Source organism: Hymenobacter telluris, assembly GCF_017313265.1.
Lineage (GTDB): Bacteria > Bacteroidota > Bacteroidia > Cytophagales > Hymenobacteraceae > Hymenobacter > Hymenobacter telluris.
In genome coordinates this window covers 86,188-107,806 of the sequence record NZ_JAFLQZ010000001.1, presented here as the reverse complement: position 1 = coordinate 107,806, position 21,619 = coordinate 86,188, and the positions used below count along the sequence as shown (strand labels likewise).

Here is a 21,619-nt window from a genome sequence, read left to right as displayed (position 1 = left end):
GAAGCCTACCTCCTACCCTACTCCTTCAAACCTGCCTTCCCATTGGAAACATTCACCATAAAAGACATTGCCCGCGAGCTGAACATTTCCACTTCCACGGTGTCGCGCGCGTTGCGGGGCAGCTACGAAATCAACCCGGAAACGAAGCGGCTGGTAATGGAGTGTGCCGAGCGGCTCAACTACCGCCCCAACCCCATTGCGCTTAGCCTGAAGGGCAGCGCCAGCCGGGCCATTGGCGTTATCGTGCCCCAGATTGCGAATTATTTCTTTTCGCAAGCTATCAACGGCATCGAGGCCATTGCCTACAACCGGGGCTACCACGTCATTATTTTTCAGAGCCAGGAGTCGTACGAGCGGGAAACAGCCAACGTGCACCAAGCCATGTCGCGCAAGGTGGACGGACTGTTGATTTCACTGTCGAGCGAAACCTCCGACGTGGCGCATTTGCGCGACGTGCTCGACAAACACGTACCGATTGTGCTCTTCGACCGGGTGGCGGCCGAGCTGGGCGTTACGCAAGTGGTAGCCGATAACTTCGGGGGGGCGTTTGCCGCCACCGAGCACCTGATTCAGTCGGGCCGGCGGCGCATTGCGCACCTCACTATTCAGCCCTGGCTGAGCATCACGCAGGAGCGCCTGGCCGGCTACCGCGCCGCTTTGGAAAAGCACGGCCTAGAGTACGACGAAACGCTGATTCGCTACGGCACCTTCGGCCCCGACGAGGTAGGCCCGATGGTAGACGAGCTGATGGCCCTGGACCCCATGCCCGATGCCTTTTTCACGGCCTCCGACCGGCTGGCCGTGGGTTGCCTGAAGGCGTTGCACCAGCGCAACCTGGCCATTCCGGATGATGTGTCGCTTATTGGGTTCACCAACCTGAACGTGGCCGATTTACTGTCGCCTTCGCTAAGCACTGTGGTGCAGCCCGCCCAGGAAATCGGTCAGGTAGCGGCCGAGCGGCTGATTGACTTAATCGAGTTCAAGCACCGCGCCAAGCCCGTAGGCACCGTCAAAATCCCAACCGAGCTGATTGTGCGCGACTCCACCCGCCTGACGGAACATGCCAAGCACGCCGGCGCCGCTGCCACAAAGTAGTAGGTAGTGGGTAGTAGGATAAACACCCTAATAGCTACTACGAACCATCTACTTAACAGGTAGTTAGACTAGATGCAAAAGGCCCGATTCCGTGCGGAATCGGGCCTTTTGCTTCATACGAACATCTGGGCTTTACTTCGCGCTGCTTTGCTGCAACAGCCAGGTAGCCAAATCCTTGCCAGCCTGGAAGTTCTCGAACTTTGCCGGGATTTTGCGGCCGTCGGTGTACTCGTTGTACAGCCACGGGTCACCGATGGCGAATACGGTGCCTTTGCCCACTTTAGCTGTAGCCATAATTACGCTGTTGCCGCTGCTGACAAGCGGTTTGGCGGGGCTTTTCACGTCCAGCACCGACAGTTCTTTTACGTAAGCGGTTCTAGCCGTTTTGAAAACCGGATTGCCGGCTGGCAGCGTCACCAAACCCTGGTCGAACTGGCTGCCCTGCACCATGTTCAGGCTGGTGTTGGTGAACTGGATGCCAAAAGCCTTGGCCAGCGTGTTGAAGCGCGGGATTTCGCAGTTCGAGGTGTCGTTGGCCATCAACACCAGCGTGCCGCCGCCCTTCACCCACTCGGAAATCACCTGTACATCGGCAGGCTGCACGAAGTTGGGCTTGGGGCTTTCCTTTTTGCTGTCGGGGTCCACAATGATGTAGACGCTCACGTTCTTCAACGACGCGGCCGTGGGCGCCGTGGGTATTGTCACGGTTTTGGCGCCCAGCTCCCGGAACTGGTTGCCCCACAGATAGAAGCCGCCGTGCTGGCGTTCCTCCCAGGTGTAATGCCAGGGCTCGGGCTCCCCGGTCAGCGGGCTTTTGCGGATTTCGTGGTTGAAGTAGTTGTCGAGGCCCACGGTTTTGCCTTTACCGGTGGCGCTTTCGGCGGCTATTTCCATTTCCACGCTGGCCATGATAAACGGCCCCACGCCTTTCAAATCGTTCTTGCGCAGCGGCTCGCTCAGGTAATACTCGAAACTCCCGTCGCGGTAGGGGTTGCCGCCGAGGCCGCCCACGCTAACGGTGCCATTGAAGGCCAGCGCGTTGCCGGCTTCCGTGGTTACGAAGGTTTTCAGCAGCCCGTCATAGCCCTTTTTGGCCACGGCGGCGTACTTGCTGTCGAGGTAGCCCAGGCGCACCCCTTTGGCCAGGGCGTACACGAACATGCTGCTGCCCGAAGCTTCGGCGTAGTTGCCTTTGCGCGAAGCCTGGTCCACTACCAACGACCAGGTACCGGTTTTGGGGTCCTGGTACTTGGCCAGCACGGGGGCCAGCCGCTGCAAATCCTTAACAAGCTGCGCACGTTGTGGGTGGTTGGCCGGGAAATAATCCAGCACGTCCACTAAGGCCATAGCATACCAGCCCATGCCCCGGTCCCAGAAGTTGGGCGACTGGCCGGTGGTTTTGTTGGCCCATTTCTGCTCTTTGCTTTCGTCGTAGCCGTGGTAGAGCAGGCCGGTTTTGGGGTCCACCAAGTTTTTCTCGATGAGGGCAAACTGCTTGGCTACATCATCGAAGCCGGCGGGCTGGTTGAACACGTTGCTGTACTCGGAGTAGAACGGCTGGGCCATGTACAGGCCATCGAGCCACATCTGGTTGGGGTACACCTTCTTGTGCCAGAAGCCGCCCGCTTTGGTACGCGGCTGCCCATCCAGCTGCTTGCGCAGGTACTGCGCGGCTTTGATGTACTTCTGCTGCGCCGCCGAGCTACCCAACGATACCTGGCTCATCAAGAGCAGGGCGTGGCCGGTGGCCATGTTGTCGAGGTTGTAGTCTTCCTGCTTGTAGGTGCGGATGCTGCCATCGGGCAACACAAACTTGTCGAGGTCTTTCTGAATGTATGTGAAGTACTTCGGGTCGCCGGTGCGCATCCATACCCGCTCCAACGCCTTCATCATCAGGCCTTGCTCGTAGTCCCAGCGGGCGGTGGTGCGGTTGCCAATCAGGATGGAATCGGGGTACCACGACATAAACGCATCAGTCATGCGCTGCGACATGGCCGGCGCGGCTGGTTTGGTTTGGGCGCTGGCGGTATTTGTGGTGAGCGAAGCCAGCAGCAAGCCGGCAGCTACAAGATGACGGGTGGTCATAGGCAGAGGATAACACCAAGCTTCGGCTTGGCGAATTAGTTGAAAACACTTCTGTCATCCTGGATCTGGCTTCTGCTTGTAGACAATCTTCAGCTAGTGGAAACTAGGGTAAGAAGGTCCTCCACAAGCGGATGCCAGATCTAGAATGACAGACAAAGATGAATGGCAAGTTACAGCTTGGAAACCGTCACGACTTTCTTGGAAAGTTTCTGACCGAGTTCAACGTCTTTCTTGGCGGCTTTGGTGTTGGTGTTCACCAGCTTCACGGCCTTGCTCCGGTCGCCGGTTACGCGCAGCAGCAGGTCGGCGCCGTCGGCGAAGCGGATGTTGTCGAGCGTCAGGTTCTGGCTGTTTTGCACTTCCATCACCGGCTTGGTTTCCGTGGAGTACAGCGCCACATTCTTCAGCCGGATACCGTTGCCTTCCTGGCATACTAGGCCTTTCTTGCTTTCCAGCACCGTGTTTTCAATTTCAATGTCCTGCACGTTCATTTCGGGCAGGCCCCGCACCAGAATGCCGGTAGCGGCACCTTTGCAGGTCACGTTCTTGATGCGGAAGTTGCGGAAAACGGGCGTACCGTCGTTCAGCGGCTCGGCCTTGATTTCGGGAATGGCAAACGCCTCGCCGGTTACCTGCACGGGGTCTTTGGCGGCGTAGTACATATCAAACAGGATAGCCTCGCCGGCAATATCGGTCATCTGTACGCCGTCCACGAAGATATTCTCCACTACCCCACCGCGGCCGCGGGTAGTTTTGAAGCGCAGCCCCACATCAGTACCAATAAACGTGCAGTTGGTCACGTACAGGTTCCGCGCCCCACCCGACATTTCCGAGCCAATCACGAAGCCGCCGTGGGCGTGGTACACTTTGGTATCCCGAATGATGAAGTTCTCGGTGGGTACGCCGCGCTTACGCCCCTGCTCGTCGCGGCCCGATTTGATGCAGATACCGTCGTCGCCCACGTCGAAGGTGCAGTTTTCCACGATGCCGTTTTTGCAGGATTCCAGGTCTAGCGCGTCGGTGTTCTGGCCGTACCAGGGGTTGCGGGCCGTTACGCCGCGTAGCGTGATGTTCTCACACAGCAGCGGGTGAATAGTCCAGGCTGGGGAGTTTTGGATGGTGAAGCCTTCAAGTAGCACCTTCTTGCAGCGCTGCAAGCTCAGCATATTGGGCCGCAGAAAGTCTTTGATATCGGCGTAGTCGGCAATGTCTTTGCCGGGTTGCAGAACACCGGGCTTGGTGGTAGTGGAGCCCTTCAACGACTGCGCCGTGGGGTACCAGGTGGTGCCTTTGGCGTCCACCACACCGCCCGATTTCACTAGTTTCTGCCACTGCCCTTCGGCTAGCTTTTCTTTCTTCACCATGCGCCACGCGTCGCCGGCGCCATCAAACACGCCTTCACCTGTAATGGCAATGTTTTCCAGGTCGGAACCCGAAAGCGGCGACTGGTTGCGCACGGCGTCCACGCCTTCCCAGTTGGTTTTGATGAGTTGAAAATCGGAGAGCTTGCCACTGAATTGCACCAGCGCGCCGCGCTGCACGTGCAGATTCACGTTGCTTTTCAGCTGAATCGGGCCGGTGAGCCACAGCCCGCGCGGCACCAGCACCACGCCGCCTTTCTGGCTACAGGCGTCAATGGCTTTGCGGAACGCTTCGGTGTTCAGGGTCTGGCCGTCGGCTACGGCCCCGTACTTGGTGATGTTGAAGGTGTCTCGGCTGAAGGTGGGCTCCACCACTTTGGGCAAGGTCGGCGGCGTGTCAGCAGCCGGCCGGAACGCCAGAATACCACCCGTAAAAAGGGCTAGAACGCAAGCAGTAAGTTGTTTCATAGGTGCAAATAAAACCCCACTGGCTTAGTGACCAGTGGGGTTTCGTGGAAAATATTAGCGGTATCCCTGGTTTTGCGTGAACTCCGCTTTGTTCTGAATGGCATCCAGCTGGCGTTGCGGAATGGGCCGTAGCATGTGGTAATCCTGGATGCTGGCACCCGCTTCGGGGTTGTTAGCTTTCACCCGCGGCACCAGGCGGTTGGTGCGCTTGAGGTCAAACCACCGCAGCTGCTCGCCGGCCAGCTCCCGCGCCCGCTCATCGAGGATGAAGTCCAGGCTCAGGTTGGCGGCGGTGATGCGCATGTCGGCCACTTTGCCAGGCAGGGCGGCCCGCTCCCGCACCGCGTTGATTTGCGTAACCGCCTGGGCGGTGTTACCCAGCTTGAAGTTGGCTTCGGCAGCCATCAAGTACACGTCGGCCAGCCGGATAACGTAGGCGTCGCGGGCGCTTTGCTCTTCGGCAATGGTTGGGCGGGTCGGGTCGTCGAACTTGCGTAGGCACACGTAGTGCAGCCGGTCGCCGACTACGGCGCCGGTAGCGGGGTTGTACACCTTGCTTAGGTCGTAGGTGCGGTAGCGCTTGGCGTTTTCTACGGCCGTCGGGATTTCCTTTTTGGTGGCCAGAATGGCGGTGTCGCCAACCGCCAGGGGCTTGGCGCCGGTTACCACGGTGTTGGCGCGCCACACGGTTTTAAACGAAGCCAGGTAACGCGAATCCTTGGTTTCGTCGAACAGGTTGAGCAGGAACAACGACGGCATGTAGCGGTTGAAAGGGCGGCCGTTGGCAATGTCGCGCGTCATACCGGGCTGGTCGTCGTACTTCATCGTCCAGAGCAAGTGGCCGTTGTTGGCGCCGCGGGGGTGCCCATCGGGGTACAGCGTGGCGTCTACCCGGTCGTTCAAACTCAGCTCTTTCGAGTAATTCACGGCCCACACGATTTCCTTGTTTTCCAGGTTGGTCATCGACCACAAATCGGCATAGTTGGCCTGGAGCGAGTAGCCGTAGCTGGAAATTACCCGCTGGGCCAGCGTGGCGGCTTCCTGGTTGTTGCCGCGGGTGAGGTGCATTTTGGCCAGAAACGCCTCGGCCGCGGGTTTCGTCACCCGGCCGTACTCGGTGGTGGTGTTCGGCAGGTTGGCTACTGCAATGTTCAGGTCGTCGAAAATCTGGTTGTAGAACGTCTCGACCGGGGTGCGGTTGGCCGTGGTTTGCACGGTGGTAGTTTCGGAGGTGGTGAAGTGCACGCCGCCCCAGGTTTCCACGATGTGCCAGTAGTAGAAGGCCCGCAGGAAACGCAGCTCCCCCTCGCGGGTTTTCTTCTGCGCGTCCGTCATGCCCGACTGCCCGATGCGGTTGATGCCCGCGTTGCAGAGGTTGACGGCGGCGTAGAGTTTGCCCCACAGGGCTTCGAGGGCGCGGGAGCTGCCTTGCAATGTGGTGTAGTCGGTCAGGTCGGGGTTTACGTCGCCGGCGCCGCGCTGCCACAGGTCGGTGCCCATTTCCGAAGCGCTGTAGCCATCTTCTTTGCCGTACCACCAGCGGGTGTACGAGTAGGCGGCATTCACCAGCGTTTCAAAGCCGGCGGGCGTGGTGTACACGGTTTCGGCGGTGAGGCCCGAGGGGTTGTATTCTTCCAACTGCTTTTCGCAGGAAGAAAGTACGGCCAGCGCGCAGGCAGCCAGACCGAGGGATATGCGAGATATTTTCATGGAGTTGATGCAAGTTGTTGGTTGATAGTTGTTGGTTGGTAGCTGCGAATTGTTGATTGATAGGTCCTGATGCTGCGGACTGACAACTCGCAACTTTTAACCGACAACTGAATCCTAGAAACCGAGGTTGAGGCCTGCCAGTACCACCCGTGGAATCGGCGACGTAATGGCCCCGCCGCGCTCTGGGTCATAGTCCTCGATGTCGCTCCAGGTGGCCAGGTTCTTGCCCTGCACGTACACCCGCAACGACGACATGTGCAGCTTGTCCAGCACCGATTTCGGAATGTTGTAACCCAGCGTGGCCGCGCGCAGCTTCACGTACGAACCGTCGCGGTAGTACAGGGTGTTGCCGTACAGGGCGCTTTGCTGGGTGGTTTTCGATAAGCTAGCATCCGGCCGCGGGTAGTCGTTGGACGGATTTTCCGGCGTCCAGTAGTTCTGGCGCGAGCTGTTCTCGATGCCTTGCGGGTCGTAGAAGCTGTTGTACTCGTAGTTGAACATCTGGCCCATGCGGGCGAAGAACTGGAACGACAAGTCGAAGCCTTTGTAGCTGAAGTCGCTGTTGAAGCTGCCGTTCCACTTCGGTACGCGCCAGCCCAGCACTTTGCGGTCGGCGCTGGCCGTAATCTGGCCGTCGCCGTTCAGGTCGCGCACCTTAATCTGGCCGGGTTTCTGGCCGTAGGCTTTGGCCTGATCCACTTCATCAAGCTGCCAGATACCGATTTTCTCGTAGTCGTAAATCACGCGGGTGGGCGAGCCGATAAACCAGCCGTTGGTGATGTCGCTGCTGGCCCCGCCCAGGTCCACAATTTCCTCGCGGTTCATAAACCACGCTACTCCGGCATTCCACTTGAAGTTTTCGTTGTCGATGAGGCGCCCGTTCAGGCCAACCTCGATGCCCCTGTTGCGGGTGCTGCCAATGTTCTGGGTGATAACCGATACGCCCGAGCTTAGCGGCAGGAACCGGTCGAGCAATAGGTCGGTAGTTTTGGTGTTGTACACGTCCACCGAGCCGGTGAGGCGGTTATCCAGCAAACCGAAGTCCAGGCCGATGTTCTTGGTGTTCGACAGCTCCCAGCCCAAGTCGGGGTTGCCGATGCGGTTGGCGAAGGTGTAGCCGGGGGCGCTGGTTTCGCCGTAGCCAAACGGAATGCGCGACAGCAACGACTGCGACGAGTACACCGGTACATCGTAGTTGCCGGCCCGCCCGTAGCTCACGCGCAGCTTCAGGTCAGTTACGGCGCTGACATTCTTCATGAAATCCTCGTCGATGATGCGCCAGGCCACGGCCGCCGACGGAAAGAAGGCCCATTTGTTGCCCGCCGCCAGCTTTGACGACCCGTCGCTACGGCCCGTGAGGGTGAGCAGGTAGCGGCCCTTGTAGCCGTACTGCACGCGGCCCGTAAACGAAATCAGCTTGCTGTCTTCGTAGCCGCTGTTGATGCCCAGCTGCTGGTTGGCGTTGGCCAGGTTGTAGTAGAGCTGCGAGGCCAGCAGCTGGTTGCGGCCCTGCGCGTTGGAATTCTCGGTGTTGAACGTCAGCAACGACGTAACGCCGGTAGCCGTGAGGGAATGGTCGCCGAAGGTCTTGTTGTAGTTGACGATGTTTTCCCAGCTCCAGTTGGTCAGAAACTGCGTGCCGTACGATGACTGCGGTACCGAGCCGTTGCGGTCCAGGGTGTTGCTGCCCTGGTAGATACCCGTGCGGGCGTTGGACAGCGTGAGGCCCAGGTTGGAGCGGATGTTCAGGCTCGGCAGAATCTGGTAGCTCACGTAGCCCGTTGTGAAGGTGCGGGTGGTGCGGGTGTTGTTCTCGTAGTTGCCGTTCACTTCATCAATGATGGGGTTGATGAAGTTGCCGCTGTTGGGGAAGATGGCAATGTTGCCATTGGCATCGTACGGCGTGAGCAGCGGGTTGATTTTGTTGGCCTGGTTGGTGGGGTCGCGCCGGACGCTTTGGTTGTAGTACGTCAGCTGGCTTTGCAGGCCGATGGTGATTTTCTTGTTAATCTCCTGGTCGATGTTGAAGCGAATGGAGTACCGGTTGAGGTTATCCAGCTTGAACAACCCCTGCTCGTTGAAGTAATCGAACGAGGTGTAGAACTTGGTTTTCTCGGAGCCGCCCGACAGGCCAATCTGGTGCTCCTGTTGGGTGCCTTTGCGCAGCAACAGCTCCATCCAGTCGGTGGAAACCCCGTTGGCAATGGATTCCAGCTCGTAGGGCGTGAATATTTTGCTGTCGTCGGCCGTGCTGTTCCAGAGGCCCGTGGTGCGGTTGGCTTCGCGCTTCTGGGCCACGTACTGCTCGGCGTTGTTCACCTTGGGGTAATTGGCAACATCGGTCTGGCCGTAGTAGGAGTTGATGGTTACCCGCGGCTGGCCCGAAGTGCCGCGCTTGGTGGTCACGATGATAACGCCATTGGCCCCGCGTGAACCGTACACCGCCGTGGAAGCCGCGTCTTTCAGCACCTCCATCGAGGCAATGTCGTTGGGGTTGATGTCCTGAATGGAGTTGTACTGCACGCCATCCACAATGAACAGCGGGCCGTTGTTGGCGGTGAGGGAGCGGTTGCCCCGCACCGTTACGCTCACGCCCGACGTAGCCGAGCCGCTGCTGCGCGTGATGTCCACGCCCGGCAGCCGCCCCTGCAACGACTCCATAACGTTGGCCGCCGGCGTCTTTTTGATGTCTTCTTCTTTTACCGATACAATGGCGCCCGTTACATCACTCTTCTTCACCTGTCCGTAGCCGATAACTACTACCTCGTCCAGGGCTTTGGTATCCGAAGCCAGTCTGATGTTCAGGTTACCGTCGCCTTTGGCCGTTACGGTTTGCGTAACGTAACCGATGTAGCTAACGGTTAGCTGTACCTCGCCGGTGGTGGGTACGCTCAGCGTAAATTGACCGTCGGCTCCCGTAGAAGCGCCGTTGGTGGTGCCTTTTACGAGCACCGTTACGCCGGCCAATCCTTCGCCGGTTTTGGCGTCCAGCACTTGCCCCGAAAGCTGCCTGGTTTGCTGAGCCCAGGCGGGCGCCGCCGCGCACAGCAGGATGGCTGGTAGTAGTAAGGAATGTTTCATGAGTATGTGGGAATTGTAGTAAAGAGGCAATCAAGTGTGGTTACTGCACACGGTGCACGTAATACTGTAGTCTGACTGCTAGTTAATATTAAGCCCCTCAAACGTTTGCGGAAGCTTGTTGCCCGGTGTTTTTTTATGCAAACGTTACCGGCAACGTTCCCATAAGCGCCCGTCCCGTATGCTTTTCAATAGCCAACGCTACTTTTGACCGGCTTCCACGCGCACTTCGTCCGCTGGCCTCGCCCAATCCTTACTTTCACCCGACGTTCTCAAATAGGCTTCTTCTATGAAAGCACTGCTGCTGATTGATATCCAGAATGACTTCGTGCCCGGCGGAGCCCTGGCCGTAGCCGATGGCGACGCTATTATCCCGCTCGTGAACGAGTTGCAGCCCCGTTTCGAGTTGGTGGTGGCTACTCAGGACTGGCACCCGGCCGGGCACGGCAGCTTCGCCAGCAGCCACGCCGGCCACGAGCCGTTCCAGCAAATCGACCTGTACGGCCTGCCCCAGACCCTGTGGCCCGACCACTGCGTGCAAACCACACCCGGCGCCGACCTGCACCCCGCCCTCGACCAGCACCGCATCGAAACCGTGTTCCGCAAAGGCACCAACCCCACCATCGACTCCTACAGCGGCTTTTTCGACAACGGCCACCGCAAAGCCACCGGTCTTACCGAGTACCTGCGCGGCCGCGGCGTCACGCAGGTGTACCTGGCCGGCCTGGCCGCTGATTATTGCGTGTATTTCTCGGCCAAGGATGCCCTGGAGCAAGGGTTCGAGGTGTATTTCATTGAAGATGCCACCCGCGCCATTTCCGCCGACGGCTACGCCCAGGCCCGCGCCGACCTGCTGGCCCACGGCGCGCATTTCGTGTCGGCCACCGATGTGCGGTAAAAGAGGCAGTAGCGCACAGCCGCTGCTTCGCGTATCGTTGCGGAATGCCGCGCCGCAGGCAGGTCGTTCAACGATACGCGAAGCAAAGGCTTCGCGCTACTATCACAGCTCCTACCGTTTGCGGGCCATTACCGAGTAGAGCATCGGCAGCTTATCGGGCAGATGCCGGAGGCGGTAGCGGTGCTCGGCTATCTGCTCCAGGTTGGCAAAGCAGTTGTAGGGCGAGTAGTCGTACTCGTTGAAATGCGTGATTTCCAGGCCCTGTTGCAGCAAACTACCCAGCACTTCGCTCAGGCTGTGGTTCCAGGAAATGGCTTTGTGCTCGATGGGTGCGGCGCGGTCGGCGTAGGTGCCGGTTTCCGTTTCCTCGATGGCGGCACGGTTGAAGTACGAGTATTCCACCCGCGTAAAATCGTTATCGAACATCCACACCACCGGATGAAACTCCACCAACAGCAGCTGGCCGCCGGGCTTCAGGAAGTGCGCTACCACGGCCGCCCATTTTGCCAGGTCGGGCAGCCAGCCCAGCACGCCGTATGTGGTAAATACCACGTCAAACTGCTGGTGCAGATGCTGGGGCAGCGCGTACACATCCGAGCAAATAAACTTGGTTGGCAGCTGCAACTCGGTTGCTAGCTCGCGGGCTTTGGCAATAGCCTTGTCCGACAAGTCAACGCCCGTAACCTGCGCCCCCAGCCGGCTCAGCGACAACGAATCCTGCCCGAAATGGCATTGCAGGTGCAAAATCGACCGGCCCGCCACGTCGCCCAGCAAACCCAGCTCCACTTCCCGCAACGACGACTTCCCGGCCCGAAAGCCCGCCATATCGTAGAAATCCGACGCCACGTGGTAGTCGGTTTTGGCGTTCCAGAGGTGTCGGTTCAGCGTGAGGTAGTCAAGCGGAATATTCATCCTGCAAGCTATTAAAATAGGTCTTTTTGACCCGCACTGAACTCCTTTAACAGCTCGAATACTTCGTTAGCCGGCTGACTGAGGTACGGGGCTGGTAAGCCAGTCTGGCTGGGGTTGAAATACCCTACTATGCGCTCGAACTCCCCGGGCGAAGCGGGAGTGAACCCCATCGACCAGTCGGCAAAGGCACGCTGCGTAATTGGCCCGTCTGCTAACTTACATACGTTGCTATGACGCGGGTCCTGCTTGATTGTCTGGAACATAGCGGCAACCTGTTCGCGGGTTCCCTCCAGCACTTGCATCCATTTATCGCCACTAAGCACTAACATCCCCGTAATGTGGTGCTCCTCGTTTTTGGCTCGTGACCGGGTTAAAATTTGCTTTAAGGCATACTCATCTGTTACTCCAACCGATGAGCTCATGTACATAATATGATGCATTCCTACTTACGCTTGATAATTCATACTAACTACTGCTTGCACAACCTGCATTTTTCTAAGCAATACTGAAAATAATTATATTTTCACAGCACCCAGTTTTCACAAGGTAAGTTGCCAATAATTAATAAAATGTCGCAACTGCCTTAGAATACTTGCAGCCGATAATACTTCAAATTCAGTATAATCAACTGTTGCTTTCCAACCACTAGGTGTTAATACGTAGCACGTCTTCGGCTATCTAGCAAGGCACTTATGTATTGCTATTGTTTAAAACTGTGGTTTTGCAACCTTGAAGCAATACATAACCTTTCCAAGTAGAGCAAGGTACTGCTAGGCGGACCTGTTTTCTGCCCATGAGATTCAACTTACCGGAACTGCTTCCTGATCAGCTCGAAGCCATTCTCTATACTGCCGTAGTTATAGCCGGCGGCCTGGCCAGCGGATTACTGCTCAAAATCGTGGTTTTTCTGGTGTTGCGGGCCTATAACCGGCGCGAAGACACGCTCCTCTCCCACTCCGTAGCGCGGCACCTGAACCGAGCCAGCACGTTCTTTTTCCCGGTGCTGGTGCTTTCGTTTGTGCTGCCGCTGGCGCCGCTCACCCCCAAGCACTACGAGGTGCTGCGGCGGCTGGTGGAAACGGCACTGCTGGTTACGTTTGCCTGGGGCTTGGTGAAAACTGTGGATGTAATTGAGGACCTGGTAAAGCAGCATTACCAGCTGGGCGGCGACGATAACCTCCAGGTACGCAAGCTGTTCACCCAGCTGCAATTCGTGCGCAAGCTGGTGGTTTCGCTGATTATCTTCGTGGCGGTAGCCCTGATTCTGATGAGCTTTGCCACGGTGCGCAAAATCGGGACGGGGCTGCTGACCTCGGCGGGTATTGCCAGCGTGATTGTGGGTTTTGCAGCGCAACGCTCCATCGGCAACCTGCTGGCGGGCTTCCAGATTGCCTTCACCCAGCCCATCCGCATCGACGACGTGCTGGTAGTGGAAGGTGAATGGGGCCGCGTAGAGGAAATAACGTTTACCTATGTGGTCCTGCGTATCTGGGACGAGCGACGGCTGGTACTCCCGCTTAACTACTTCATCGAGAAGCCGTTCCAGAACTGGACGCGCACCGGCTCGCAACTGTTGGGCACCGTGTTTATCTACACCGACTACACCCTGCCCGTAGAGGAAGTGCGGGCTGAGTTGAAGCGCCTGGCCGCCGCCAATCCGCTCTGGGACCAGCGCGTGTGCGTGCTGCAAGTCACCGACTCCAAAGAGCGCACCATCGAGCTGCGGGCTTTGGTGAGTGCCTCCAGTTCCAGCCGCGCCTTCGATTTGCGCTGCGAAATACGGGAGCAGCTGGTGGCCTTTATCCAGCAGAATTACCCCGAGAGCCTGCCCAAAACCCGCACCGCCTTCGATGCTGCGCCAGAGCCGCCGTTCCTACCCACCGGCGCCGCCGCCGAAGCCGGCTAGCGGCACGTGAAGTTGATTCTGCGGCCCCATCCAGCTGCACTAGTTTCGGCGGCGCACCGTTAGGCGGCGCGCCCGAAACGCCGTACCTTGGATGGCCCTAAACGATTGGGTGGCCACTTTTCGGTGGTGTACTTCTCTGCCTGCATGATCCAACTCGAGTACTTCACTCCCGCCGATTTCCCCCAATTAATTTCCTGGATTCACGACCCACAACTGCTGCAAAGCTGGTCGGGGGCGCTGTTCAGCTTCCCCCTCACCGAATCTTCGCTGGCCTGGTACCTAGAAGGCACCAACGACTTGCAGGAGTCGGACGCGCTGGTGTATAAGGCAGTGGAATCCAAGACGGGCGAGGTAGTAGGGCATATTTCCTTGGGCGGAATCAGCCGCAAAAACAACTCGGCGCGCATTAGTCGGGTGCTGGTGGGCAACACCACCGCCCGCGGCCGTGGCGTGTGCCAGGGCATGATCAAAGCCATCCTGAAAATCGGTTTCGAGGACTTGGGCCTGCACCGTATTGACTTAGGTGTGTACGACTTTAACACCGCCGCCATCCGCTGCTACGAGAAGTGCGGCCTGAAGCAGGACGGCATCATGCGCGACATCCTCAAGCACGGCAACGAGTACTGGAGCCTCGTGGAAATGAGCATGCTGGAGCACGAATGGCGGGAACTTCGCGACAAAAAGTAACGGCCCTCACAGCTTTTAACCGTGTGATGTTGGCACGTGTGCTACCAACGGCCGCTGTAGCAACCAAGCTTCCAGTAGGCCCTCATCGGCTGATATTTTGCCTACTACCCGGTACTGAGAAGCCAGCGCCACCGAAGTCAGGGCGGGTTCCTGCACTACTCCCTTGCGCTGTACGTAGGAAGAATGAATAAATGACACGCTGCCATCGGCTTTCACACGCAGAAAACCCACATGATTGTCAAGACCAACCATATAGAGTCCGGTTCCTGACATACGCACCCGCCGCACGAATTCTGGCTGACTCATGCCTCGATATCGTTGAATATGGGCTTCAGTGGTTAGGTTACGAATAATAACCTCGGAAGCCTGTTGCGCCAGCAATACCCGTTTTAGCTTTAAACCACTGTCACGCAGTGTGGTAGTAACAAAATAACCACAGGCAATACTACTGCGTTGCGGCGTTTCAGTGTGGCCGTAAAACGTCCAGGGGGTGCCATACCAAGCCGGCCAGATGGTGCTATCAAGAGAGGCCAATAGCAGGAGTTGGGCTTGCCGCAGGCACTTCCGGCGACTGGCTGTTGTGCGAGCCCGCCGAAACCGTTGAGCCAGCGCCTGCCGCCGGGTAGCTACCGTCTGCAATTGCTGCTTGTAAGGCAACGATGAGGTATGCGCAGGCTGTTCCGGACCAGAACAACCCACCATTCCACTAGCCAACAGCAAGGCGCTACCTAGCTTCAAAAAACTATTTATCCGATGCATGCTGGTAAATTAACCTAGTGCTTCACCAGATTCAAACGCAGCAGTTGAACAGTCATTGTGTGGCTACTTGTACCACCAGCTAGCTTGGCACTACGTCCAATACAACACGGGCGCGTGGGGGAAGCGGCGCTGCCACTCCTCGTAAAAGAACTGTTTGAGCGGACGCATATCGTCGGGCGGGTACACGTATTTCACGCCGCCAAACTTGTTGCGTTTGGCAGCGCGCAGGCTTTCATCAAAGTTGAGAGCCGTGTTGGGGTACCACTCGCGCAGCACGTCGCGGGAGCCGGGCGTGAAGCGGTGGGTGATGAACTCCACGGTCAGGTCGCAGTCGAAATCGAGGGCCGCTGCTACTCGGTCGAGAAGCTGGGTGTAATGCTCCTGCCAGTCGGGTACCAGCATAATGGGCGCCAGCACCACGCCTACGGGGTAGCCACCCCCACCCTGCTCAACAGGCAGTGCCAGCTTGCGCAAGGCCTGAATACGAGCTTCCACCGAGGCCGTACCGCCTTCCATACGCCGGGCCACGGGCTCGGCATTGAGGCTGACACGGGCCCGCGTACGGCCATTGTGCGGCAAGTCCAGCAGGGAGTCCACATGGTCGTACTTGCTCACGAAGCGCAGCCGGGCACCTTCGCGGGTACCGTAGTGCCGAATGCACTCGGCCAGGCTGCCGGTCAGGTGCTCGATGCCCAGCACGTCGGTGTAGCAGCTTACCTCGAAGCTAGTGAGGCGGCCGGGCTGCTCGTAGCTGGCGGTGTTTTCCAGCAGCTGGGGCAGGTTGGCAAACACGCGCACCACCGGCGGACCCTGCAGGCTACCGGCCAGGTAGCAGTACTGGCAATGCGCCGGGCAGCCTTCGGCCACGTTCATCTGCCAGTCGGCGGAGGGGGGCGTGGGTTGCAGGCGTAGCGCGCCGGGCGGGGCTTTCACTACGGCCAGGGTGTTTTTGGCGTTGCGGTACGTTTCGCGGGCATCAGCGCCGCGCAGGCCGGTCAGGCGGTTGCTTTTCAACAGTTCCACGTCTAACCCGTGCGCCGTTACGCGCTCCAGAATCTGCTGGCCGAAAGGCTCGTCGAGGGCATCGGGCGTGAAGAGTACCCGCTTGGGCAGCCACAGCTTGGCCGACTTGGTGAGAGGTTCTGGAACGGCAACCGGCGCCAAGGTTGGCTGGCTAAACAACGGCAATACAGGCAAAGAATCGAACATGAATCAGGCGGATTTGATAGCTGTTGATAGAACACTAAATGCCACCGGATAAGTCCGTAAAACGCGCATAAACCTGTGATTTTTCAAGGTTTTAAGCGCCTCCCTTACTGTTCTGCTTCGGGCGTCTCAAGCTCCACACTACGCAGCTAAATCGGTTCTTTTGCCTGTTTTAAAGTCCTCGGCAGTACCTTTGCAGCGGCTTTCCACGTATTGCCACTTTCCGCTCCCAACTACGCATTTCCAATCCCGCCCCAACTCAGCGCCCCTCGCGCCGGGTTGGGGCTGTTTCTGAAACTCTGTTTCTGTCTCTGAACCGATGCCAACCAACGATATTGCCACTGCCCATCCCGTAGCCGACGTTATTCTTATCGGGGCGGGTATTATGAGTGCTACTTTGGGTATGATGCTCAAGGAGCTGGACCCCAACCTGACGGTTGCCATCTACGAGCGGCTGGACGTGGCCGCCGCCGAAAGCTCCGACGCCTGGAACAATGCCGGCACCGGCCACTCGGCCTTCTGCGAGCTGAACTACACGCCCGAGCGCCCCGACGGCTCCATCGACATCAGCAAGGCCCTGAAAATTGCCGAGCAATTCGAGGAAAGCAAGCAGTTCTGGGCGTTTCTGGCCGAGCGCTACGAGGTGAAGGAAATCAGCCGCTTCATCAACCACATTCCGCACATGAGCTTTGTGTGGGGCCAGGACAACGTGGAATACCTGCGCAAGCGCCACCAAGCCCTAACCAAGTCGGCCTTGTTTGAGGGCATGGAGTTTTCCGAGGACCGGGAGCTGCTGCAAAGCTGGATTCCGCTGGTGATGGAAGGCCGCGACCCGGCGCAGCCCGTGGCGGCTACCCGCATGGATTTGGGCACCGACGTGAACTTCGGCTCCCTCACCCGCGGCATGTTCACGCTGCTGCAAGCCAAGCCCGGCGTAACGCTGCACTTCAACCACGAAGTGCAGAAACTGAAGCAAAAAGAAGGCGTGTGGCGCATTCAGGCCAAGAATCTGGCCACCGGCGAAGTCAGCAAGGTGCGGGCGAAGTTCGTGTTTATCGGGGCCGGCGGGGGCTCGTTGCCGCTGCTTGAGAAATCGGGTATTCCGGAGGCCGATGGGTTTGGCGGGTTCCCGGTGAGCGGGCAGTGGCTGAAGTGCACCAACCCGGCCGTTATTGCCCGGCACGAGGCCAAGGTATACGGCAAAGCCTCGGTTGGCTCGCCGCCCATGTCGGTGCCGCACCTGGATACCCGCATGATTGAGGGCAAGCGGGAGCTGCTGTTCGGGCCGTATGCGGGCTTCAGCACCAAGTTCCTGAAATCGGGCTCGTACCTGGATTTGCCCGGCTCGATTCAGCTCAACAACCTGCGGCCCATGATTATGGCCGGCCTCAAGAACATACCGCTCACCAAGTACCTGATTCAGCAGGTACGCCAGTCGCCGCAAGACCGGGTGGCGGCGTTGCGCGAGTATCTGCCCGAAGCCCGGCCCGAGGATTGGGAACTGGCCATTGCCGGCCAGCGGGTGCAGGTCATCAAGAAAGACGCCAAGCAAGGCGGCGTGCTGGAATTTGGCACCGAGGTGGTAAGTGCCGCCGACGGCTCTATTGCGGCGTTGCTGGGCGCTTCGCCGGGCGCGTCCACGGCCGTGAGCATCATGCTGCACCTGATTCAGAAGTGCTTTCCGCAACATTCCCGCACGCCGGAGTGGCAGGCTCGTTTCCGCGAAATGATTCCGTCGTTCGGACAGTCGTTGCCCGACAATCCGGAGTTGGTGGCGCAGGTCCGCGCCCGTACCAGCGCCGTGTTGGGCCTGGAGCCGATGGTGGAACAATAGAACCTTCAAACCGCCACAAAAAAAGCTCGTGCAGAAATCTGCACGAGCTTTTTTGTGGCGCAGTATACTTACTGTAGAGACGCGACACTTCGCGTCTCCCGCCAGAACGACCGGCAATGCGCGGTTAAAACAACCTCAGCAACGCCGAGACGAGAAGTGTCGCGTCCCTACAACAGCACAAGCACCTTGCGGCAATTGGTTTGCGGGCTACTGGCTACCGGTTATTCATCTGCTCGAAAGCGGCATCCAGCTTGGCGCGGGAAGCCAGCCGGCGGGTTTCCGAACTCTCGTAGCCTACTTCTACCTCACCAGCGACGCTACTTTGTACCTAGCGGCGGCAGAAACACCTCCGCCAACATGCACCGGACGCTGCCGCCCCCAATGGTTTCGATGGTGGGAATGGGCGGCGGCAGCAGCGCGGCATACTTGCTCAACGTCTGGCGCTGCGGCTCAGTCAGGGCCTGGAAGGCGCTCTGCGACATGGCCAGCAGTGTGGTTCCGGCCGCAGTTTGCAGCGCCAGCAGGTTGCCGGCAAAGCGCGCTACCTGCTCCAGCGAAATATTCACGATTTCGTGGCCACTGACCATGAACGAGCCTACTACCGCCGCCCGCTCGGCGGCATCGGTTATGCTTTCCAGGCATACCACTGCAAAGCCGCTGCCAATGCAAAGCATGACGTTGGTATGGTAGATTGCTACTCCCTGCGCATCGTAGGCACGGAATGCTACCGGCCGGTAGCCTAGTTGCGCGGCTACCTCGCGGAACAGCGTGGCATCGGTGCGGGGCGAGAGGGCGGCGTAGGCCACGCGGTGTTCGTGGTTGAAGAGGATGCTGCCGGTGCCTTCCAGAAACCGGTTTTCCTGCTCGTGGGTGGAAAGGTCGATAACATCGGTGACGGTGAACTGCCGCCGCAGGGCCGCCAGAATATCGGGGCGGCGCTCCGGGCGGCGGTTGGGGGCGCACATCGGGTAGAGGAGCACCCGGCCGTCGGGGTGCAGGGTGAGCCAGTTGTTGGGGAATACAGCATCGGGTTTGGCGGGCTCCAGCGTATCCTCGAACACCAGCACCCGCACGCCGTTGGTGCGCAACGCGGCTACCAGTTCATCGAATTCGGCGTAGGCGCGCGCCTGAATGGCGGCGGCACCAAGGCCCTGCATGTGGTGCTGGAAGTGGTTGGAGGCGGCTGTTTCGGTGTTATAACCGAACCGCGCCGGACGAACCACAAAAACAGTGTTGGTGGATTGCATGGACTTTTCAGAAGCAGAAATAAAAAACCGGGGCACACCTTGCGGAGCCGGTTGTTGCGCGCCAGCAAGATACGCCGGCACTGCAACCACTGACCCCGCAAGGTGCGCCCCGGCTGGGTTTTGCGCCCGCCTTACAGGCAACGGTTATTCTTTGAGAAGCTTGGTAGCCACAGTGCCGGCGGGGGTGCTCACCCGCACCACGTATAAGCCAGCAGCCGCTGGCAGTGGCACCGAGCTACGCTGCTCAGCCGCCGCAGATTGCACTTGCCGGGTCGAGACGACTGCGCCCAGCATGTTTAGTAGCTGCACGGTAACCGGCTGGTTTTTCACCCCCCGAATTTCTATTTCCGCTTGTGTTCCTCGGGCCGGATTGCCCAGTACCTGCACCTGCAAGTCGGAAGCAGCACGTGGGCTAGCGGTAGCCAAAGCGGCGCAGGACGTCGGAATAACCGTCGACCAGTCGGTGTTGGTCATGCCCATGAGCGTACCCGTGTGGCCGCGCCCGGTAAGGTCGTTGGCCACGGTGCCAGTGCCTTCGTTCAGCCGCCAGTACGCTTCCAGGCCAGCCGCAGTGGCACTCACTTGGCAGGGACTGGCGGCAATTTCGGCGGCCGTGAGGGTGCGCGTCCAAACCCGGGCCTCGTCCAAAGAGCCGTTCAAGGTACGCAGGGCTTCGTAGTTGCGGCCCAGCATGAACGTTCCGGTGCCTGCGGCCGTGCCCACTGCGGCCGTGGAGTTATCAAGCACCCCATTGACGTACAGGCGCATCGTGGTGCCGTCGAAAGTACCAGCCACGTGGTACCAGGTATTCACGTTGAAAGTAGCCAGCGAATTCACTTTGTATTGGGTGGCTCCTACGGTAAGCACAAACTGCATGCGGTTCGGCGAAACGGTAGCATCGCCAAAGCGCAGCATGGCGGCGTTGTTGCCGTCTTCCACCCCCATCACGCTTGTGATGTAAGGAAAAGTGGTTTTGAAGGCCGTCACTTTCACCCAGCTTTCCATGCTCAGGCTGGTTGTGTTGAGCGTTACGGTGTTGGCCTGCACGTATTTGGTTGTGCCGTTGAAGAGCAGGGCCGTTTGCGCCGAGGCGCTCAGGCTGCCACCTAGCAAGGCAGCTAGCAATGCGCTACCGCAGAGCTGGCGCAGGCAGGAACCAGTGGAGGTAGTGGGTGCACTCGAAAAGTAAAGTTTTTTCATAGTAAGAAAGGATGAATAGTGGAGCAAAGAGAAACAAGTAAACTAATGGTTGTCAATGTACTAATTACAAGCATTCCTTGTACTCTTCCGGCCTACGCTGGCGGCTTATTTAGCGAGCCATCCTGGAAACCGCCCCAGGAAATCCTTGGCGGCGGCCAACCAATCTCACTGCGTTTTAGGGTGCCAGGCATCGGGTAGGCAGGGGCTTGCGTAGAGCCTTGCGACCCTACTGCTCCCTCATGGAAGTTCGCCCCTACGAAAACGACCCCGCCTGGAAACGCGCCGCCTACAGCGTCATCTTTGAATCGGATACGCCGGCCGGGCGCCTGTTCGATATTGTGCTGCTCGGGGCCATTGTGCTCAGTGTACTAACGGTGATGCTGGAAAGCGTACCTGCCATCAACGCCCACTACGGCCCGGAGTTGCGGATTATCGAATGGGTGTTCACGGCGCTGTTTACCGTGGAATATCTGGCGCGGCTGCTGGTAGTCCGGCGGCCCCTAAACTATGCCCTCAGTCTGCTGGGCATCATTGATTTTTTGAGCATCGTGCCCACGCTGGCCACGCTGGTACTGCCCGGCAGCCGCTACCTGGTTACCATTCGCACATTGCGCCTGCTGCGGGTGTTCCGGATTTTCAAGCTGGGGCAGTTCGTGGGCGAAGGCGAATTCATCGTGACGGCTCTCAAGGCCAGCCGTTTCAAAATTCTGGTGTTCCTGACGGCCGTACTGACGCTGGTAGTGGTGATGGGCACGCTGATGTACGTGGTGGAAGGTGGCCGCAACGGCTTCACCAGCATTCCGCAAAGCATCTACTGGGCCATCGTCACGCTCACCACCGTTGGCTACGGCGACATTTCCCCCACCACCATATTGGGCCGTACGCTGGCGTCCATCCTCATGATTCTGGGCTACGCCATTATTGCCGTGCCCACCGGTATTGTATCGGCGCAGATGGCTGGTGCCCGGCCCGCCCCTGCCCCGGCTGCCCCGGCGTTCAAGCAGGTAATCTGCCACGTGTGCCAAGCCCCCGACCACCGCCCCGACGCTGAGTTCTGCTGGCGTTGCGGCGAGAAGCTGTAGCGCGGGAATGATTGGATGATTGGATGATTGGATGAGTGGATGCGGTAATACGACAGTTCGCCTTACCATCATTCTCTCATCCAATCACCCA

General features: G+C 58.7%; 16 protein-coding genes. 6 read left to right on the top strand and 10 right to left on the bottom strand.

Features of this window, described 5'->3' with window-relative positions:
• Positions 1–42: 42 nt before the first annotated feature.
• A complete protein-coding gene (locus J0X19_RS00435) occupies positions 43–1,095 on the top strand; it encodes a LacI family DNA-binding transcriptional regulator (RefSeq protein WP_206979911.1) in 1,053 nt (350 codons plus the stop codon).
• A 132-nt stretch (positions 1,096–1,227) separates the two neighbouring features.
• Here the strand turns inward: J0X19_RS00435 and J0X19_RS00430 are convergent, their stop codons facing one another.
• From J0X19_RS00430 to J0X19_RS00415, 4 genes are all read right to left on the bottom strand, one after another.
• A complete protein-coding gene (locus J0X19_RS00430; protein ID WP_206979910.1) occupies positions 1,228–3,180 on the bottom strand; it encodes a glycoside hydrolase family 88 protein in 1,953 nt (650 codons plus the stop codon).
• A gap of 170 nt (positions 3,181–3,350) precedes the next feature.
• On the bottom strand, positions 3,351–5,009 hold the full coding sequence (locus J0X19_RS00425; protein ID WP_206979909.1) for a glycoside hydrolase family 28 protein: 1,659 nt from the start codon (positions 5,007–5,009) through the stop codon (positions 3,351–3,353).
• A 54-nt stretch (positions 5,010–5,063) separates the two neighbouring features.
• Complete coding sequence (locus J0X19_RS00420) at positions 5,064–6,719, bottom strand: RagB/SusD family nutrient uptake outer membrane protein (protein WP_206979908.1); 1,656 nt, start codon at positions 6,717–6,719, stop codon at positions 5,064–5,066.
• A 114-nt stretch (positions 6,720–6,833) separates the two neighbouring features.
• Positions 6,834–9,800 carry a SusC/RagA family TonB-linked outer membrane protein gene (locus J0X19_RS00415; RefSeq protein WP_206979907.1) on the bottom strand — a complete coding sequence of 989 codons (2,967 nt, stop codon included), beginning with the start codon at positions 9,798–9,800 and terminating at the stop codon, positions 6,834–6,836.
• Positions 9,801–10,086: 286 nt separating this feature from the next.
• Between J0X19_RS00415 and pncA the strand changes: the two genes are divergently transcribed.
• Positions 10,087–10,695: a bifunctional nicotinamidase/pyrazinamidase gene (gene pncA / locus J0X19_RS00410; RefSeq protein ID WP_206979906.1), complete on the top strand. Its 609-nt coding sequence runs from the start codon at positions 10,087–10,089 to the stop codon at positions 10,693–10,695.
• Between the two features lie 111 nt (positions 10,696–10,806).
• On the opposite strand, the gene J0X19_RS00405 is transcribed toward pncA, so the two are convergent.
• Positions 10,807–11,607 (bottom strand): class I SAM-dependent methyltransferase, encoded by an 801-nt coding sequence (locus J0X19_RS00405; protein WP_242581765.1) that lies wholly within the window; start codon positions 11,605–11,607, stop codon positions 10,807–10,809.
• Positions 11,608–11,618: 11 nt separating this feature from the next.
• Positions 11,619–12,035, bottom strand: a complete 417-nt coding sequence (locus J0X19_RS00400; RefSeq protein WP_257573009.1) for a BLUF domain-containing protein — start codon at positions 12,033–12,035, stop codon at positions 11,619–11,621.
• 365 nt (positions 12,036–12,400) lie between these two features.
• Here J0X19_RS00400 and J0X19_RS00395 point away from each other — a divergent pair, with 365 nt between their 5' ends.
• Positions 12,401–13,513, top strand: coding sequence for a mechanosensitive ion channel family protein (locus J0X19_RS00395; protein ID WP_206979904.1), 1,113 nt, complete (start codon positions 12,401–12,403; stop codon positions 13,511–13,513).
• A gap of 144 nt (positions 13,514–13,657) precedes the next feature.
• Positions 13,658–14,200, top strand: a complete 543-nt coding sequence (locus J0X19_RS00390; RefSeq protein WP_206979903.1) for a GNAT family N-acetyltransferase — start codon at positions 13,658–13,660, stop codon at positions 14,198–14,200.
• Positions 14,201–14,215: 15 nt separating this feature from the next.
• Here the strand turns inward: J0X19_RS00390 and J0X19_RS00385 are convergent, their stop codons facing one another.
• Positions 14,216–14,902 (bottom strand): hypothetical protein, encoded by a 687-nt coding sequence (locus J0X19_RS00385; protein ID WP_206979902.1) that lies wholly within the window; start codon positions 14,900–14,902, stop codon positions 14,216–14,218.
• A 147-nt stretch (positions 14,903–15,049) separates the two neighbouring features.
• Positions 15,050–16,168: a spore photoproduct lyase family protein gene (locus tag J0X19_RS00380; protein WP_242581762.1), complete on the bottom strand. Its 1,119-nt coding sequence runs from the start codon at positions 16,166–16,168 to the stop codon at positions 15,050–15,052.
• 316 nt (positions 16,169–16,484) lie between these two features.
• Here J0X19_RS00380 and J0X19_RS00375 point away from each other — a divergent pair, with 316 nt between their 5' ends.
• On the top strand, positions 16,485–17,999 hold the full coding sequence (locus J0X19_RS00375) for a malate:quinone oxidoreductase (RefSeq protein ID WP_206979901.1): 1,515 nt from the start codon (positions 16,485–16,487) through the stop codon (positions 17,997–17,999).
• Positions 18,000–18,316: 317 nt separating this feature from the next.
• Here J0X19_RS00375 and ctlX read toward each other — a convergent pair whose 3' ends face one another.
• Entirely contained in the window at positions 18,317–19,246 is a 930-nt protein-coding gene (ctlX, locus tag J0X19_RS00370) for a citrulline utilization hydrolase CtlX (protein WP_242581759.1), read from the bottom strand.
• A gap of 144 nt (positions 19,247–19,390) precedes the next feature.
• Entirely contained in the window at positions 19,391–20,446 is a 1,056-nt protein-coding gene (locus tag J0X19_RS00365) for a LamG-like jellyroll fold domain-containing protein (protein WP_206979900.1), read from the bottom strand.
• 239 nt (positions 20,447–20,685) lie between these two features.
• Between J0X19_RS00365 and J0X19_RS00360 the strand changes: the two genes are divergently transcribed.
• On the top strand, positions 20,686–21,528 hold the full coding sequence (locus tag J0X19_RS00360; RefSeq protein WP_206979899.1) for an ion transporter: 843 nt from the start codon (positions 20,686–20,688) through the stop codon (positions 21,526–21,528).
• Positions 21,529–21,619: the final 91 nt, after the last annotated feature.